Annotated in this window: 15 protein-coding genes and 2 pseudogenes; 14 read left to right on the forward strand and 3 right to left on the reverse strand. The window is 48.8% G+C overall.

The genetic code is table 11. The features are described 5' to 3' along the window. Positions 1-5 precede the first annotated feature (5 nt). Positions 6-620, reverse strand: coding sequence for a hypothetical protein (locus IPL71_RS09590; protein WP_345321049.1), 615 nt, complete (start codon positions 618-620; stop codon positions 6-8). Between the two features lie 107 nt (positions 621-727). On the opposite strand from IPL71_RS09590, the gene IPL71_RS09595 reads away from it, so the two are divergent. The 14 genes and pseudogenes from IPL71_RS09595 to IPL71_RS09660 all read left to right on the forward strand — a co-directional run bounded on the left by IPL71_RS09595 (position 728) and on the right by IPL71_RS09660 (position 13,194). Further along, positions 728-1,714, forward strand: a complete 987-nt coding sequence (locus tag IPL71_RS09595) for an ABC transporter ATP-binding protein (protein ID WP_345321050.1) — start codon at positions 728-730, stop codon at positions 1,712-1,714. 46 nt (positions 1,715-1,760) lie between these two features. Further along, positions 1,761-2,591 (forward strand): DUF2785 domain-containing protein, encoded by an 831-nt coding sequence (locus tag IPL71_RS09600; protein WP_345321051.1) that lies wholly within the window; start codon positions 1,761-1,763, stop codon positions 2,589-2,591. Between the two features lie 87 nt (positions 2,592-2,678). Then, positions 2,679-3,101, forward strand: coding sequence for a hypothetical protein (locus IPL71_RS09605; RefSeq protein WP_345321053.1), 423 nt, complete (start codon positions 2,679-2,681; stop codon positions 3,099-3,101). Then, positions 3,098-3,445 carry a hypothetical protein gene (locus IPL71_RS09610; protein ID WP_345321055.1) on the forward strand — a complete coding sequence of 116 codons (348 nt, stop codon included), beginning with the start codon at positions 3,098-3,100 and terminating at the stop codon, positions 3,443-3,445. Before IPL71_RS09605 ends, IPL71_RS09610 begins: the two co-directional genes overlap by 4 nt. An 18-nt stretch (positions 3,446-3,463) precedes the next feature. Next, positions 3,464-4,246, forward strand: coding sequence for an ABC transporter permease (locus tag IPL71_RS09615; protein ID WP_345321057.1), 783 nt, complete (start codon positions 3,464-3,466; stop codon positions 4,244-4,246). 138 nt (positions 4,247-4,384) lie between these two features. After that, positions 4,385-5,461, forward strand: coding sequence for a TolB family protein (locus IPL71_RS09620; RefSeq protein WP_345321059.1), 1,077 nt, complete (start codon positions 4,385-4,387; stop codon positions 5,459-5,461). Between the two features lie 116 nt (positions 5,462-5,577). After that, the gene (locus tag IPL71_RS09625; RefSeq protein ID WP_345321060.1) at positions 5,578-6,069 is read left to right on the forward strand and encodes a maleylpyruvate isomerase N-terminal domain-containing protein; all 492 of its coding nucleotides are present in this window, start codon (positions 5,578-5,580) and stop codon (positions 6,067-6,069) included. A gap of 117 nt (positions 6,070-6,186) precedes the next feature. After that, a complete protein-coding gene (rpsO, locus tag IPL71_RS09630; RefSeq protein WP_345321061.1) occupies positions 6,187-6,459 on the forward strand; it encodes a 30S ribosomal protein S15 in 273 nt (90 codons plus the stop codon). A 181-nt stretch (positions 6,460-6,640) separates the two neighbouring features. Continuing rightward, the gene (locus tag IPL71_RS09635) at positions 6,641-8,893 is read left to right on the forward strand and encodes a polyribonucleotide nucleotidyltransferase (RefSeq protein WP_345321062.1); all 2,253 of its coding nucleotides are present in this window, start codon (positions 6,641-6,643) and stop codon (positions 8,891-8,893) included. A gap of 130 nt (positions 8,894-9,023) precedes the next feature. Further along, positions 9,024-9,913 (forward strand): annotated as a pseudogene (gene ctlX / locus IPL71_RS09640) (citrulline utilization hydrolase CtlX). Positions 9,914-10,179: 266 nt separating this feature from the next. Beyond that, positions 10,180-10,716 (forward strand): DUF1697 domain-containing protein, encoded by a 537-nt coding sequence (locus tag IPL71_RS09645; RefSeq protein ID WP_345321064.1) that lies wholly within the window; start codon positions 10,180-10,182, stop codon positions 10,714-10,716. Between the two features lie 44 nt (positions 10,717-10,760). After that, positions 10,761-11,489, forward strand: coding sequence for a GNAT family N-acetyltransferase (locus IPL71_RS09650; RefSeq protein WP_345321066.1), 729 nt, complete (start codon positions 10,761-10,763; stop codon positions 11,487-11,489). A gap of 4 nt (positions 11,490-11,493) precedes the next feature. Then, on the forward strand, positions 11,494-12,723 hold the full coding sequence (locus tag IPL71_RS09655) for an MDR family MFS transporter (protein ID WP_345321067.1): 1,230 nt from the start codon (positions 11,494-11,496) through the stop codon (positions 12,721-12,723). A 52-nt stretch (positions 12,724-12,775) separates the two neighbouring features. Then, positions 12,776-13,194, forward strand: a pseudogene (locus IPL71_RS09660) (Imm63 family immunity protein). Here the strand turns inward: IPL71_RS09660 and IPL71_RS09665 are convergent. Together IPL71_RS09665 and IPL71_RS09670 are read right to left on the reverse strand one after the other, a co-directional pair. Beyond that, positions 13,191-13,784 (reverse strand): GNAT family N-acetyltransferase, encoded by a 594-nt coding sequence (locus tag IPL71_RS09665; RefSeq protein WP_345321070.1) that lies wholly within the window; start codon positions 13,782-13,784, stop codon positions 13,191-13,193. The pseudogene IPL71_RS09660 and the gene IPL71_RS09665 sit on opposite strands and share 4 nt — an antisense overlap. Next, a complete protein-coding gene (locus IPL71_RS09670) occupies positions 13,781-14,242 on the reverse strand; it encodes an SRPBCC family protein (RefSeq protein ID WP_345321071.1) in 462 nt (153 codons plus the stop codon). The genes IPL71_RS09665 and IPL71_RS09670 overlap by 4 nt, the downstream gene beginning before the upstream one ends. Between the last annotated feature and the right edge of the window lies 1 nt (position 14,243).

Genomic DNA, 14,243 nt, shown 5'->3' on the forward strand with positions numbered 1-14,243 from the left:
TTTTATTACATACACGGAGAAAGTGCAATCAGGTCTCTAAAAATCAGAGAGCGCCCCACTTCCTCACCATCTTTATTCGTCGCCACCATTTGTAAAAAAACCCATGACCTCAGATAATGATTACGACCATAGATATGATTGGCACGCAAATTATATGAAAATGTACCGTCACGATGATCATGCATGGCGTCACCGGTTGTCCACGGTGTGTAATCCTCTTCTTTTGCAGATTTTACCTGCACAAAAATAACCACGCTAAATACTTCCTCGGGGTCTTCCACTTGAACAACGATCTTCGTGCTATTCGGCTGACATGCTCCCCAAAAAATCTTGCTCTCAGAAATTGTCATCGAAAGAAATCCGGGGCCAGGCCTTACCGGAGTGGATGGAACGATCGGAGTGACGGTATCTTTACCAATAAAAATCGGGATCGGCGCAAAAGTGGATGTTGGTAAGTTTGGATCCTGAGTCGGAATACGCACGATCGTTGCTGAAGGCGTGATGGTGGGAGTTCGGGTTGGCGTTTGCGTAATAGTCGGCGTAAAAGTTATAGTCGCCGTGGAGGTTGGTTCAGGCGTATCCGCAGAGGGAAACAAGCCTCCCTCGGCAGTGCGGAACAAGCCTGAAGAAATATCACCAACGCCATCACAAGATATAGTTTGCGCATGTGGAACCTCTTTAAAGTTATAATACTATAAAACATATTCCCCAACCATTTTACAACATCATGGCATCAATCGAAGTAGTAAACCTGCAAAAAACTTTTCAGACCAAACGCAAAGCCGCCGGGCTGAGCGGCTCTCTTCGCGCTCTGATCAAGCCTGAGTATAGTACCGTTGAAGCGGTGCATAATCTATCCTTCCAAATGGAAGATGGAGAACTGCTCGGCTTCATCGGCCCGAACGGCGCGGGCAAATCCACCACCATCAAAATGTTGACCGGGATTCTGCATCCCAGCGGCGGCGCGGCCAAAGTGCTCGGCTTCACCCCGTGGACCGAACGCCAGAAACTCGCCTATCACATCGGCACGGTCTTCGGGCAAAGGCCGCAGCTTTGGTATCACCTGCCCGCGATGGATACCTTTCTTTTATTTGGAAAAATTTACGAACTGGATGACCGCGAAACCAACAAGCGCATCGCATATTTAACTGAAGCTTTTGAGATCGCGGATTTACTGGATGTGCCCGTGCGGAAACTTTCCCTCGGACAACGGATGCGCTGCGAAGTGGCCGCGTCTCTTTTACACCGCCCGAAACTGCTCCTGCTCGATGAGCCGTCCATTGGCCTCGACGTGGTTGCCAAGCAACACATCCGCGATGCGATAAAGCGCATGAATCAAGAAGAGGGTGTGGGCGTTTTGCTCACCTCACATGATGCGGGCGATCTCGAAGCCTTATGCAAACGCGTCATCATCGTCAATCATGGACAGATCGTCTACGAAGACAAGGTCTCAAATTTAAAGCGCAAATTCCTGACCACAAAACGCGTGGAAGTGCGTTACGCACAGGAAGTTTCAAAAGATTACGCCATTCAGGGCGTCGAAATTCTAAAGGTCGGTCATTACGGCGTAAAACTGAAATTCGACACCGCCAAAACATCAGTTGACTCTGTCATGTCGCATCTCTCCGGCGCAGGCGATATTGTGGATATCACGATCTCCGACCCGCCGCTGGAGGAAGTCATTGCGAAGATATATCAGGAAGTAAATGCGTAAGAGGGTAAAAAGGTAGACAGGTAGACAAGTAGACAGGAGAATTCTTATGGATAAGGAATTTTGGATCGAACTGGCAAAAAATAAATATGAAGTTCCCGCGGATCACACGCTTGCCGAATTAACGGGCGAAATATTTTCATATCTAGGCTCCACTGACCCCGAGCTGCGCGATGAGATCGGATACATCGTCTTTGCCAACTGGCTGAAACAGGAGCGCTACTCCACCGAAGAAATACGCGGATATATCAGGGAGCTGCTTGCAAATCTCCACATTGGAGTAGATCATCCTGAAAGCGACTCTGTATTTTTACGCACCTTCTCGGTTCTCTTTCTAGCTGAGATCGTTCATAACGATAACAAAAGATCATTCCTTGATAAAGCGGATATCGCCCTCATTCTCGAAGAAGGTCTGTGGTATATCATTGCAGAAAAAGATCCGCGCGGACATGTTCCCGTCCAGGGTTGGGCGCACGCCCTCGCCCACACCGCAGACCTGCTGCTTGTGCTGGGATGCAATCAGCACCTCGAAGAAATTGATCTATGGAATATCCTGAATTCAATTTCAGAGAAGATCATCCACTCGACAAATTATCTCTACATCCACGGCGAAGATGAACGGCTTGCCAGCGCGGTGATTGAGTCCCTGCGCCGCGGCCTTATTTCCATTGAAAAAATACAGTCATGGGCAAAGTCCTTTACCGACCAAAACTGGAAAGGCGCCTACACAGATGAAGAAAGAAACAACGCCTTTCAAAACACCCGCAACCTCTTAAGAAGCATATACCTTGAGCTAAAAAACGACGAAGAAAAAATGTCCAACCGGGATAAATTTGAGAGCATTTTCCTTAAATCAATTAAGGATTTGAGACCGTATTAGTTTTTTCATCCCTCATCCCTCATCCCTCATCCCTCATCCTTCATCCTTCATAATTCATCCTTCATAATTCATCCTTCATCCTTTTCCATGAAAAAATACTGGTCCATCTTCCAAATCACGCTGATTAACTCACTCGCATATCCCGGCGAATTAGTTGGGCGCAGCCTGATGATCATCCCCTTTATGTGGATTTTCTATCAACTGTGGAAGGTCACCTTCAGCGCGGCCGGTGCAGACGTAATCAGCGGACTCACATTGCGCGATACGCTCTGGTATCTCATGCTGGCCGAAACCATCGAGTTGGGACGTCCGCCCATTGCGCGCACCATGTCTGAGAATGTCAAAGATGGTTCCATCGCCTACATCCTCAACAAACCTTATGATTTTTTGCTGTATCAATTCAGCACCGCCATGGGCGAGACTATTTTCCGCGCCATGCTCAACGCCATCTTTGGCGGATTAACAGTCTGGTGGCTGGTTGGTATGCCCAATCATCCCGAAGGGTTTTGATCGCATTACCCGCCGTCTTCGGCGCGTGGATCTTGCACTTCTGCATCAACGCCATGATCGGCCTCTCGGCCTTTGTCGTTGAAGATGTATCCGCCTTCACATGGATCTATCAAAAGCTGGCTTTCATTTTTGGCGGCATGTTGATTCCGCTTGATTTTTATCCGCAGTGGTTACAGACACTTGCAAAGTTTCTGCCCTTCTCCAGCGCCATCTACGGCCCGTCGCGTTTGTTCGTTACGCCCACTGCGGAGTTTTTTGTCAACGTGATGTCATTACAACTCGCATGGATCTTTGTTCTCACCATTCTGCTGGCCGTCGTCTATCGCCGCGGATTAACCAGTTAACAGTCAACGGCGGATAAGATGAAAGAATTAAAATTTCTCACCGCCATCTGGAAAACAAATCTACAGTCCGCCATGGAATATCGCGCGGCGTTCCTAACGCAAGTCATCGGCATGATGGCCAATAACTTTATCTATTTCGCGATCTGGATCATCTTCTTCAACCGTTTCAAAGATGTGCGCGGCTGGGGTGTGAACGACATGTACGTCACCTTCGGCGTATTGTCCTCAGCCTTCGGCATCGTCAGCCTGCTCTTCGGCAACGCCTTCACCCTGAGCGACATCATCGCCAAAGGCCGCCTCGATTATTACCTCTCCCTGCCTCGCCCGGTCTTACTGCACACCATCGCCAGCCGAACCATCGCAAGCGGGATGGGAGATTTTATCTACGGCTTCATCAGTTACGGCCTCTCTGGATATTTTTCCTGGGACGGGCTGGCCCGCTACGTTCTTGCCACGCTGTTAGCTGCCACTGTTTTCGCGGCATTCCTTATTCTGACGCAGAGTCTCGCGTTCTGGTTTGGCATGATGACCAATTTCAGCAACCTCGTCCTCAACGCTATGCTGACCTTCGGCATCTACCCGATCACACTATTTGACAGCTACGCCAAACTGATCCTCTTCACCATCATCCCCGCCGCATTCATGGGCGCACTCCCCGCAGAATTTATCCACTCTTTCTCGTGGACCACACTCGGTCAACTTCTGCTCGGTGCAATCGGCTTCCTCGTACTCGCGATCTTCACCTTCCACGCCGGCCTGCGCCGCTACGAAAGCGGCAGCGCGATCCAGATCGAAGTTTAATAGATCAGAGTTTACAAATCATGTAAACAAATATCACACTCGCGGATGCTATCTTTTTACCTTGTCTAAAGGGTATATAGAAAATTCCTAAACTTGCTTGCCCCGCATACACCTTATCAAATAGGAAGAGTTAATATTATGATAAAGAAAAATTTAACACCCACACTTTTTTTAGTTTTAATTTTGTGTTTAACTCAACTTTACTGTAATACACAAGTAAATTTTAATGACTTTGTGCCGAAAAAGATGAATTTTCCAACACAAAATATTGATTACCGTTTATATGTAATACGGCTTAAGAATGGCGAAATCCTTGTTCTTTCAGAAAGGGGTGGGGAAGGAAATTGGGCTTACGCTAAAGAAGGGGATGAGAAATTTACAGAAGTATCATTTCCATTAGAACCGAAGGCTAGGTGTTGGCAAACGAAGTATGCAATTTACGAATCTATGCCAGATGGGCGAATAATGGTTTGGAAAGATTGTTCTAGTAGGAGTGGAGAAGGGACGCCCAGTACAACGATAACTTCCTTGTTAACCTATAATATTGAAGATAAACATTTAATCGAAATAATTTCTTCCCTGCCAAGTGGTGCTTCGAGTGCAAGTTGGAATCCTGAAATGACAAAGGCAATTGCTTATTACCAAAACTCTTTTTCAAGTGCTACTTTGTATTGGGTGCTGGAAGATGGGCACGAACCAGCAGACATAGAAATAGGAAATGTTGAGCATTCCTGGAATTTAAAAGACGATTTCCCTGATTTTGCAGGCGCTAAAACTGGAGCTACTGGTAATACTGGAAGAGCATCTTGGTCTCCAGACGGAAATTCAATAGCATTTTTCGCCTCGCCAGATGCAATCGGTGTTACAGGCTGGAGCAGATTTCACGTTGAGTATAGTTTGTATATTATGAGTCCAGAATCTTTAGACGCACATCCTGTACACGAAAATATCTACTCTCCTTTTCTTCTTCAGTGGTCTCCAAATTCTAAGTATATTGCTTTTATTAGGCAGTCTGGCTTGGGAAAACAGGACGGGGTATGGTTGTACTCCCTTGATACCGATACTCTTACCTTAATTTCCAAAGGCGACTTTAGTAGTTTGGCGTGGAAGGCAGATGGAAATAATTTGGTTGCTGTACGATGTGATGAGGTGGAAGTATTAACATGCGAAATAATAGAAGAATATGATATTTCAAAAGCTATTTCAAATCCATAAGAATGCTTCTTACACCGCATGTAAAGTTCACCTTATATCAACCACTCGCAGAATATCCAAACGAGCAAATTCAAGGTATATATAAAAGAGACTTAAGTTTTCCAGGAGAGAGCGTCATGACCTTAAAACAAGACCTTGCTCAAGAGTTACATGAAACACACGAGAGATTTCTGGCGTTGGTGAACTCGATCCCTGAGGCAGATTATGCGCTGCCCACCGATAACCCCGAGTGGACGGTGGGCGATGTGCTGTATCACATCACGCTCGGGCCGCAGGCGCTTTCGTTTGAGATCTGGATGATCATCCATGCGCGCGGGTTGTTTCAGCTTGGGATGAATACCTTTCCGTCGAGATTTTTCAACCAGATCAATGCACGCTTCGCCCGGCGCGGAAACCGGATCAACCGTCAGATGCTGATTGAGGCTTATGAGGCAGGGCACGCAGGTATCCGGTCACGGTTGAGGCGGACGCGAGAAGAGGAGATGAAGCTTTGGGTGGTGTATCCTGCTGATTTAGAGGCAATTCTGGCAGGCGAGTGCAGTGTCGAGCGTCTTTTCCATTATGTGAAGGATCATTTCGAGGCGCATCAGGGGCAATTGAAGCGCTGATTTTCTGGTATAATCTCCGCCCGTGACTGGTCCTGCCATATGGTAAGCTCTCTTTAGAGGGTAACGCTATGGGCACGGAGACCTGCAAAAAAATCTAATAGAAAGGAAGCACACGTCATGCCATTAGCAAAAGAAGTTAAGACCAAGGCAATTGATGATTTTCATCGCCACGACAAGGATACCGGTTCGCCCGAAGTGCAAATCGCAATCCTGACCACCCGCATTACTCAACTCACCGAGCATTTACGGGCCAACAAACAGGATCAATCCTGCCGCCGTGGTTTGCTCAAGATGGTCGGTCAACGCCGCCGATTGCTCACGTACTTGCGCTCAAGCAACTACCAGAACTATCTGACCGTTACCGAACGCTTGTCACTCCGCCGTAAATAGTAGTTTATGCAAGACCCTAAAGGTCTCAAAGACCTTTAGGGTCTTTATTAAAACCCCCGCAGTCAGGAATTGAATAGCGCGAACAACACGGGTTGTTCACACTCTTCAGTCCCTGACCCACTGGCGGGAAAACATTGTGATGGGCGGGACGCTTTGCGCTCGACCCAACAGGAGACAATATATGAAACCCGAATTAAAACGCTATTCAGCCGTGGTTGGAACGCGCACCTTCACCTTTGAGACCGGCACATTGGCCGCTCAAGCTGGCGGCGCGGTCACCTTCGGCGTGGAAGATTCCATCGTGTTTGCCGCGGCCACCATGGGCGGCGTGCGCGAAGGGATTGACTTCTTCCCCCTTTCCGTTGACTTTGAAGAACGCATGTACGCCGGCGGAAAGATCCCCGGTTCCTTCTTCCGTCGTGAAGGCCGCGCTTCCACAGATTCGATTCTTGTAGCGCGTCTGACAGACCGCCCGCTGCGCCCGCTCTTTGCGCACGGAATGCGCAATGAAGTGCAAGTGATCATGTACACATTCTCAGCCGATGGAATTAATCCGCTGGATATTCTCGCGATCAACGCTGCTTCTGCCGCGATCATGATCTCGGATATTCCCTGGGCTGGACCTGTCGCCGCTGTGAGAGTTGGTCGTGTGAACGGTGAGTTCGTGCTCAACCCGACATTTGAAGAAATGAACGCATCAGATCTGGACCTGAGAATTGCCGGCACCAAAGATGCGATTCTTATGGTGGAATGCGGCGCCAACGAAATCCCTGAAGATGTAATGGTTGCTTCTCTCGAATTGGGACATCAGTCCATGCAGCCGATCATTGAGCTGCAACTCAAGATGCAGGCTGAAATTGGCAAGCCCAAGCGCGAAGCCACCATCACCACCGCGAACGAAGAATTGCAGAAGAAAGTATTCGAATCAGTCAATGCCAAGATGAACGAATTGCTTGACAAGCCGTTGAGCAAAGGCGAATTCTACGGCGGCATGGACGAATTACAAGCCGCAGTCGTTGCTGAACTTTGTGTTGAAGGCGATACAACTGCGCCCGCTTCAAAAGATGTGAAATCTGCATTTAGCGAAGCCGAGCACAAGATCGTGCGCGAAAGAATTTTGAGCATGGGCAAGCGTCCTGATGGCCGCACCCCCACCGACATCCGCCCGATCTGGTGCGAAGTGGGACTTTCCCCCCGCGCACACGGCACCGGTTTGTTCACACGCGGCGAAACACAAGTTTTATCCTTTGCAACACTCGGCACTTTGGGTGAAGCTCAGGAACTCGATAATTTATCCCCAGAGAAAAATAAACGCTACATGCACCACTACAGCTTCCCGCCTTTCTCCACCGGCGAGGTGAAAATGCTGCGTGGACAGAGCAGGCGTGAGGTCGGGCATGGTGCGCTCGCAGAACGTGCACTCGAACCCGTCATCCCGGCTGAAGAATCCTTCCCATACGCGATCCGCGTTGTGTCTGAGGCTTTATCCTCCAACGGCTCGACCTCCATGGGTTCAGTCTGCGGTTCGACTTTGGCGTTGATGGATGCAGGCGTGCCGATCAAGGCGCCCGTATCCGGCGTAGCCATGGGACTCATCACCGATGAGACCGGCCGCTACAAAATTTTGACCGACATCCAAGGCACCGAAGATCACCTCGGCGACATGGATTTCAAAGTAGCCGGCACTGCCGCTGGCATTACCGCTTTGCAGATGGATATTAAGATCAGCGGCTTGAGCACGCAAATGATGCAAGAAGCATTGGCGCAGGCTCACACGGCACGCATGTGCATCATGGAAAAGATGCTCGAAGCCCTGCCCGAAGCACGCGCGGAATTGAAACCGCACGCTCCTCGTATCATCACCGTGAAGATTCCGATCGACAAGATCGGCGCACTCATCGGCCCGGGCGGCAAGAATATCCGCGCTTTGCAGGAAGAGACTCACACCAAGATCGACATTCAGGAAGACGGCACAGTCTACATTGCATCAACCGATGGCGTGGGTGCGAAGATCGCACAGGAACGCGTACAGGGCTTGACCGAGTCTGTAGTGATCGGCAATATCTATACCGGTAAAGTTGTCCGCATTGAGGCATTCGGCGCATTTGTGAACCTCCTCCCCGGCGTGGATGGACTCGTCCACATTTCACAGCTTGCCAGCGAACGTGTCAACTCAGTTGAAGATGTTTGCGCCATGGGCGATGAATTGACCGTCATGGTCACAGACATTGACCCGCAAGGCAAGATCCGCCTTTCACGTCAGGCCGTGCTTGAAGGCTGGTCTGCTGAAGAAGCCCGTGAGAAAGACGCCCGCAAGAGCGGACCCCGCCCCGGCGGCGGTGGACGTGGCGGCGACCGCAACGGCGGATCACGCGGTGGCGATCGTGGCGGTCCACGCAGCGGCGGCGGTGATCGCAACGGAAACAGAAGATAGTAGATAATATATACATCAAGACAACGGGCGAAGAAAACTTCGCCCGTTTTTTGTTACAATTTCACTTATTAGTTTCTGAAATGGAGCCTTCATAAATTATCAACATGTGCAATCCCCAACGGCTGGACTCATGATCCGCCCGCATCATTTCATGTCCAACCCTGAAACTGCGGCGGACAATGCCTTTCAATTTATCAAGACCGATATTGAACCTGAAATTTTAGCCGCACAAGCCAGAGATGAATTCGATCACGCCGTTGAACAATTAACCGCCGAGGGCATTCAGATTCATGTCTTTGATGATTTTGGTGAGCACGAGACGCCCGATTCGGTCTTCCCGAATAACTGGTTCTCCACCCATCACGGCGGACGGGTGGCGCTCTTCCCGATGTATTCTCCAAGTCGTAGGCGCGAGCGCCGGCATGATGTGATCGAAATGTGGAAAAGCATCTATCGTGTGCAGGAGGTTGTAGATTATTCAGGACTTGAATACGACAAACTTTTCTTGAAGTCACAGGCGCGATGGTTTTCGATCATCTGGAAAGACTGGCCTATGTGGGACGGTCCAATCGCGCCGACCCGGTCATTCTGGAAAGATTCTGCACAACCTTTGGTTATGAGCCGATGGTTTTTGATACATCTGACAACAACGGCGTGCCGATCTATCATACCAATGTCATCATGAGCATCGCCACAGAATATGCCTTGATCTGCCTTGACATGATCTCAGACCCGCATCGCAAAAAGGAAATTGAAGACCGCCTCACCAACAGTGGACGAACCGCAATCGCACTGACTCGTGAACAGGTCAACGAGTTTGCAGGGAACACACTGGAGATGACCGGCAAAAACGGCCGCATACTTGCGCTTTCCAAACGCGCCGCAGCCGCTCTTGAAAAAGACCAGATCAAGGTCATCGAGAAAAGCGCAAAACTTTTACCGCTCAACATCCCCACCATCGAACTGGCCGGCGGATCTGTCCGCTGTATGATCGCCGGGATTCATTTAACGGTAAGGTAAATCCAGATAAAAATTTCGAGGTAAACCATTAACTCGCTAGTTTCAACCACACCCACTAAACACAGCGCCCAACCCCCTCCAACCGAAATGCATTCACCTGCTTCCAAAACTCGCTGAGCTTTGCGCGAAGGTGATCCATTGGAACAGTTATATTTAAAACTGGGCTACACCCGGGCAGGAACAATTCCCGAATACGCCCGCAGCGCAGACGGCTCACTACACACCACTGTCTTTATGTATAAATTGTTGAAATAAAAAGGAAGATCATGTCAAAATATATTGCATTCCTGCGCGCGATCAACGTCGGCGGACATAATGTCAAGATGGATCATTTGCGCCAGTTGTTTGAGTCGCTTGATCTCAAAAATGTCGAAACCTTCATCGCCAGCGGAAATATCATCTTCGACGCGAAATCTGGAAATACAAAAAATCTTGAAAAGAAGATTGAAGCCTGTCTGCGCGAAGCTCTGGGATATGAAGTTGCGACCTTCATCAGAGCCAACGCAGAAGTGGTCGAAATTGCAAAGTACAAACCATTTCCGCCATCAAAATTGGAAACAGCCGCCGCCCTGAACATCGGCTTCCTCGCTGACCCGCTAAACGAAGCTACGAAGCAAAAACTCATGGCATTACGAACGGAGATCGACGATTTCCACGTCCACGGGCGTGAGCTTTACTGGTTGTGTCTCAAAAAGCAAAGCGACTCCAAAATTTCAAACGTGGCCATCGAAAAAGCGCTCGGCGTCAAATCCACTATGCGCGGCGTGAACACGGTCAACAAACTGGCTGCAAAATATGCTTAAGAGCATTAACCTTCATTTTCTTTTTATGCTAAACTATTCCTCCCATGGATAAAAAAACTTTTGAACACACCATCCGCCAAAACTGGACAAGTCATTTTGGGTATCCGGTGGAAACCGCACAAAAAACCGGAGTAACTCTTTTACCAGAAAGTAAATATGATGGGGATAAGATCATTGTTCTCTGGCATATCGAAAAACACACCTTTATACAATTTGACCCCGTCTATTTCTCGCAGCTTGATCAACTCGTAAAGAATCTACCTGCCAACACATCTTTAACAGGCGGAAAAATTCAAGAGATCTGGGGCAACGAATCAATTCTCTCAAGCGATGTTGGCCTCTTGTATTATCTATTCCCACCTGACCTGCCAGCGTACGCACCACTTCAACCATTCAGTATGCGCCAATTGACCGAAGCAGATGCAGAGGCCATGTCAATTTTGCAAAAAGCAAACACCCCGGAAGATGTGGATGAAGCCTACGTTGAAGTAACTCATCAAATAGCTTTTGGCTGTTTTCTAGACGAGCAGCTTGTGGCAGCCTCAAGCGGATATGAACGCACAGGCTTTTTGGATATCGGTGTGTTAACGCATCCTGAGTTCCGCAAAAAGGGATTGGGCAAAGCCGTTGTAGGCATGCTATGCGATTGGGCAATTCAACATAATATCATCGCACAATATAGACACAACATTATCAACACCAGTTCACAGCACATAGCAGAAAGTTTAAACTTCCGGCTATATTTCAAATCAGAAAGCATCTTCCTCGGATAACAAAGTGCTATATAAAATAAAATCCCTCTTTAATGAATATCCGCGCCAATTTTGGTTGATGATCGCAGGCATCATCATCAGCACCGCAGGCGGAAGTATGATCTGGCCCTTCCTGCTCATTTACGCCAGCGGAAAACTTCACCTGCCGCTCAGTACGGTAGCCGTGTTGATCTCCATCAACGCCGGTACGGGGCTGCTCTCTTCCTTCCTGGCCGGCACACTCGCAGATAAAATTGGGCGCAAAGTGGTGATGGTCTTCAGCCTTGCACTGAACGGCATCGCATATTTCTTCCTGATGCGCGCAGAGACCTACCCGCAATTCGTAATCCTGATGATCCTCATCGGCTTATCAAACCCACTCTACCAGGTGGGCGCAGATGCCATGCTGGCAGATATGATTCCCTCGGAAAAACGCACCGAAGCCTACGCAATTAACCGCATCGCAAATAATGCGGCTTTTGGCATTGGCCCTGCAGTTGGCGGATTTCTCGCATCCACATCCTACAATTTTGCATTTTATGGAGCGGCAGCAGGCTTCATTATTTATAGTTTGCTGCTTTTCTTTCTGGCACACGAAACACTCGATAAAACACTCAGCGTAACAAAAACCAATTCTTTAGCCGAACAGGCACAGGACAAAGAGGGATACGCGCGCGTCTTCCGCGATAAACGTTATACAGCATTCGTTTTCTTGATGGCAATCGGTCTGATCGCGCCCACCATGTTGTGGATCCTCATGCCTGTCTACGCAAAAATAAATTTCAACATCCCCGAAGCTCTATACGGATGGATTCCCACCACCAACGCCTTGATGTGTGTCTTCATTCAATTTTCAGTAACCCAAATTACCCGACGCTATAAAACGCTTCCCGTCGCAACCGCAGGAATGCTGATCTACGCCATCGGCGCAGGCAGCGTGGCGCTGATGACCGGCTTTTGGGGCTTCTGGCTCAGCATGGTCATACTCACATTTGGCGAACTCACGCTCGTGCCCACCGCCAGTAAATACGTGGCGGATATCGCGCCCACCGATCTGCGCGGCAGATACATGTCTGTTTATTGGCTCGGCTGGGGTCTCGCCCGCACACTCGCCCCGCTCATCGGCGGATTTTTGAACGACAATTTATTTCCACAAGCCATTTGGATCGGAGGTCTGCTGATCGGCCTGACCAGTGCCCTCGGCCTGACTGCCCTCAACAGCATAACCAAATCCCGCGCAGCGCTTCGCGCTTAACTGAAACCTGATTCAGCGTTCTGTAATATTCCCCACCCGAAAGAGAATCAAAATGAGCCTGTCATCCATTGAAAAGATTCAAGTTGAGTACAACGAATACTGCCGCCGCATCAACCCCGCAATTCTAAATGCACTGATCCAAACCACACGCGGCAACGACGGCACATCACACCTTGAGATCGAAGATGACACCTATCACTACATCGCCACCGAAAGAGGTTTGGACTTAAGCAAGAACTCCACCCGTGATAAGGATGAACTGCTTTACTGGCTGGTTAGCGAACTCGCGTGGGGACTGGCCTCCACCTATGAATTCAAAACAGAATCAAAGGACAGAGCTTTCGGCGCCTGTTATTTTCCAAAACCATTGAAAATCTCAACAAGGCAAACCCGGCGTGGGCGGAAAGAAAACAAAAAGAGTTCGATGCAATTTTAGCCATTCACCCCTTCAACGATCTGACAGAAGGTTAACCGCCTAACTTTGTTTCCAGATTTTTCTTCACATCCGGCCATTCGGTATCCAAAATGCTATAAAACACCGAATGCCTGAAATATCCATCAGGCAATATCATATGATTACGGAGCACGCCTTCCTTCTTTGCGCCAAGGCGTTCAATGGCTTTTTGCGAGCGTTCATTGCGTGAGTCTGTTTTCAACTGCACACGGATGGCGTGCAATGTCTCAAAAGCATGAGACATCAATAAATATTTACATTCTGTGTTAATAGCCGTGCGTTGAAAATCCAAACCATACCAGGTGCCGCCGATCTCAAGTCCGCGGTCATTGGGCATGACATTTAAATAACGGGTTGCGCCCGCCACGCGGCCTGACGCAAGATCGATCACCGCAAATGGCAGGTCCGTGCCGCGTTGACCACGGTTCATAATATCGACAACCCAATTGCGCATATCGGCTTCGGTGCTCATGTCACCATATAACATGAAATGCCAGAAATTCTGACCCACGCCGATCTCCGTCAGCCCGGGGATGTGTGCCTCGCTCAACGGTTCAAGGCGGGCATGTTTACCGGTCAATGTCACAGGGGCGATCCAGTTTGTCATTTGCTGCTCCCGAATAATTCGTTTATTTTTTGAAATCGAAAATTAAAGATTCCCTCCAGCTTTTGCCTGATCCACAATGCGTTGACCATGTCACCCAATATTCCATAAGGCGGAGCATACGTCACATGGTCGATCATTTTCACACCGGAGGCAGTCTGCGAAAAATGATGTTCGTGATACCAAAAGCGATACGGCCCCACGCGCTGCTCATCTACAAAATATTGATGATCACGCACATGCGCAATTTCAGTCAGCCATAGGGATTTCAATCCGCGTAAAAATTCAACACGGTATTCAATGATCTGGCCTTCATACATATTAACGTCACCACCCGCGATGATCTCAAAATTCATATCCGGCGGTGTAATGGGGTTTAGATTCTTCGGGTCTGAAAAATACTCCCACACTGTATTCATGGAAGCAGGAATGTTTTGTTCACGATGCAAATAATGGATCATA

Source organism: Candidatus Villigracilis proximus, from assembly GCF_016717045.1.
Classification (GTDB): Bacteria; Chloroflexota; Anaerolineae; order Anaerolineales; family Villigracilaceae; genus Villigracilis; species Villigracilis proximus.

Excerpts from the sequence above, each read along its gene's own strand:
- IPL71_RS09620 (WP_345321059.1), top strand. The coding sequence starts at position 4,385 with ATGATAAAGAAAAATTTAACACCCACACTTTTTTTAGTTTTAATTTTG.
- IPL71_RS09595 (WP_345321050.1), top strand. The coding sequence starts at position 728 with ATGGCATCAATCGAAGTAGTAAACCTGCAAAAAACTTTTCAGACCAAA.
- IPL71_RS09615 (WP_345321057.1), top strand. The coding sequence starts at position 3,464 with ATGAAAGAATTAAAATTTCTCACCGCCATCTGGAAAACAAATCTACAG.
- IPL71_RS09600 (WP_345321051.1), top strand. The coding sequence starts at position 1,761 with ATGGATAAGGAATTTTGGATCGAACTGGCAAAAAATAAATATGAAGTT.
- IPL71_RS09670 (WP_345321071.1), bottom strand. The coding sequence starts at position 14,242 with ATGATCCATTATTTGCATCGTGAACAAAACATTCCTGCTTCCATGAAT.
- IPL71_RS09635 (WP_345321062.1), top strand. The coding sequence starts at position 6,641 with ATGAAACCCGAATTAAAACGCTATTCAGCCGTGGTTGGAACGCGCACC.
- IPL71_RS09650 (WP_345321066.1), top strand. The coding sequence starts at position 10,761 with ATGGATAAAAAAACTTTTGAACACACCATCCGCCAAAACTGGACAAGT.
- IPL71_RS09605 (WP_345321053.1), top strand. The coding sequence starts at position 2,679 with ATGAAAAAATACTGGTCCATCTTCCAAATCACGCTGATTAACTCACTC.
- IPL71_RS09665 (WP_345321070.1), bottom strand. The coding sequence starts at position 13,784 with ATGACAAACTGGATCGCCCCTGTGACATTGACCGGTAAACATGCCCGC.
- IPL71_RS09645 (WP_345321064.1), top strand. The coding sequence starts at position 10,180 with ATGTCAAAATATATTGCATTCCTGCGCGCGATCAACGTCGGCGGACAT.
- rpsO (WP_345321061.1), top strand. The coding sequence starts at position 6,187 with ATGCCATTAGCAAAAGAAGTTAAGACCAAGGCAATTGATGATTTTCAT.
- IPL71_RS09625 (WP_345321060.1), top strand. The coding sequence starts at position 5,578 with ATGACCTTAAAACAAGACCTTGCTCAAGAGTTACATGAAACACACGAG.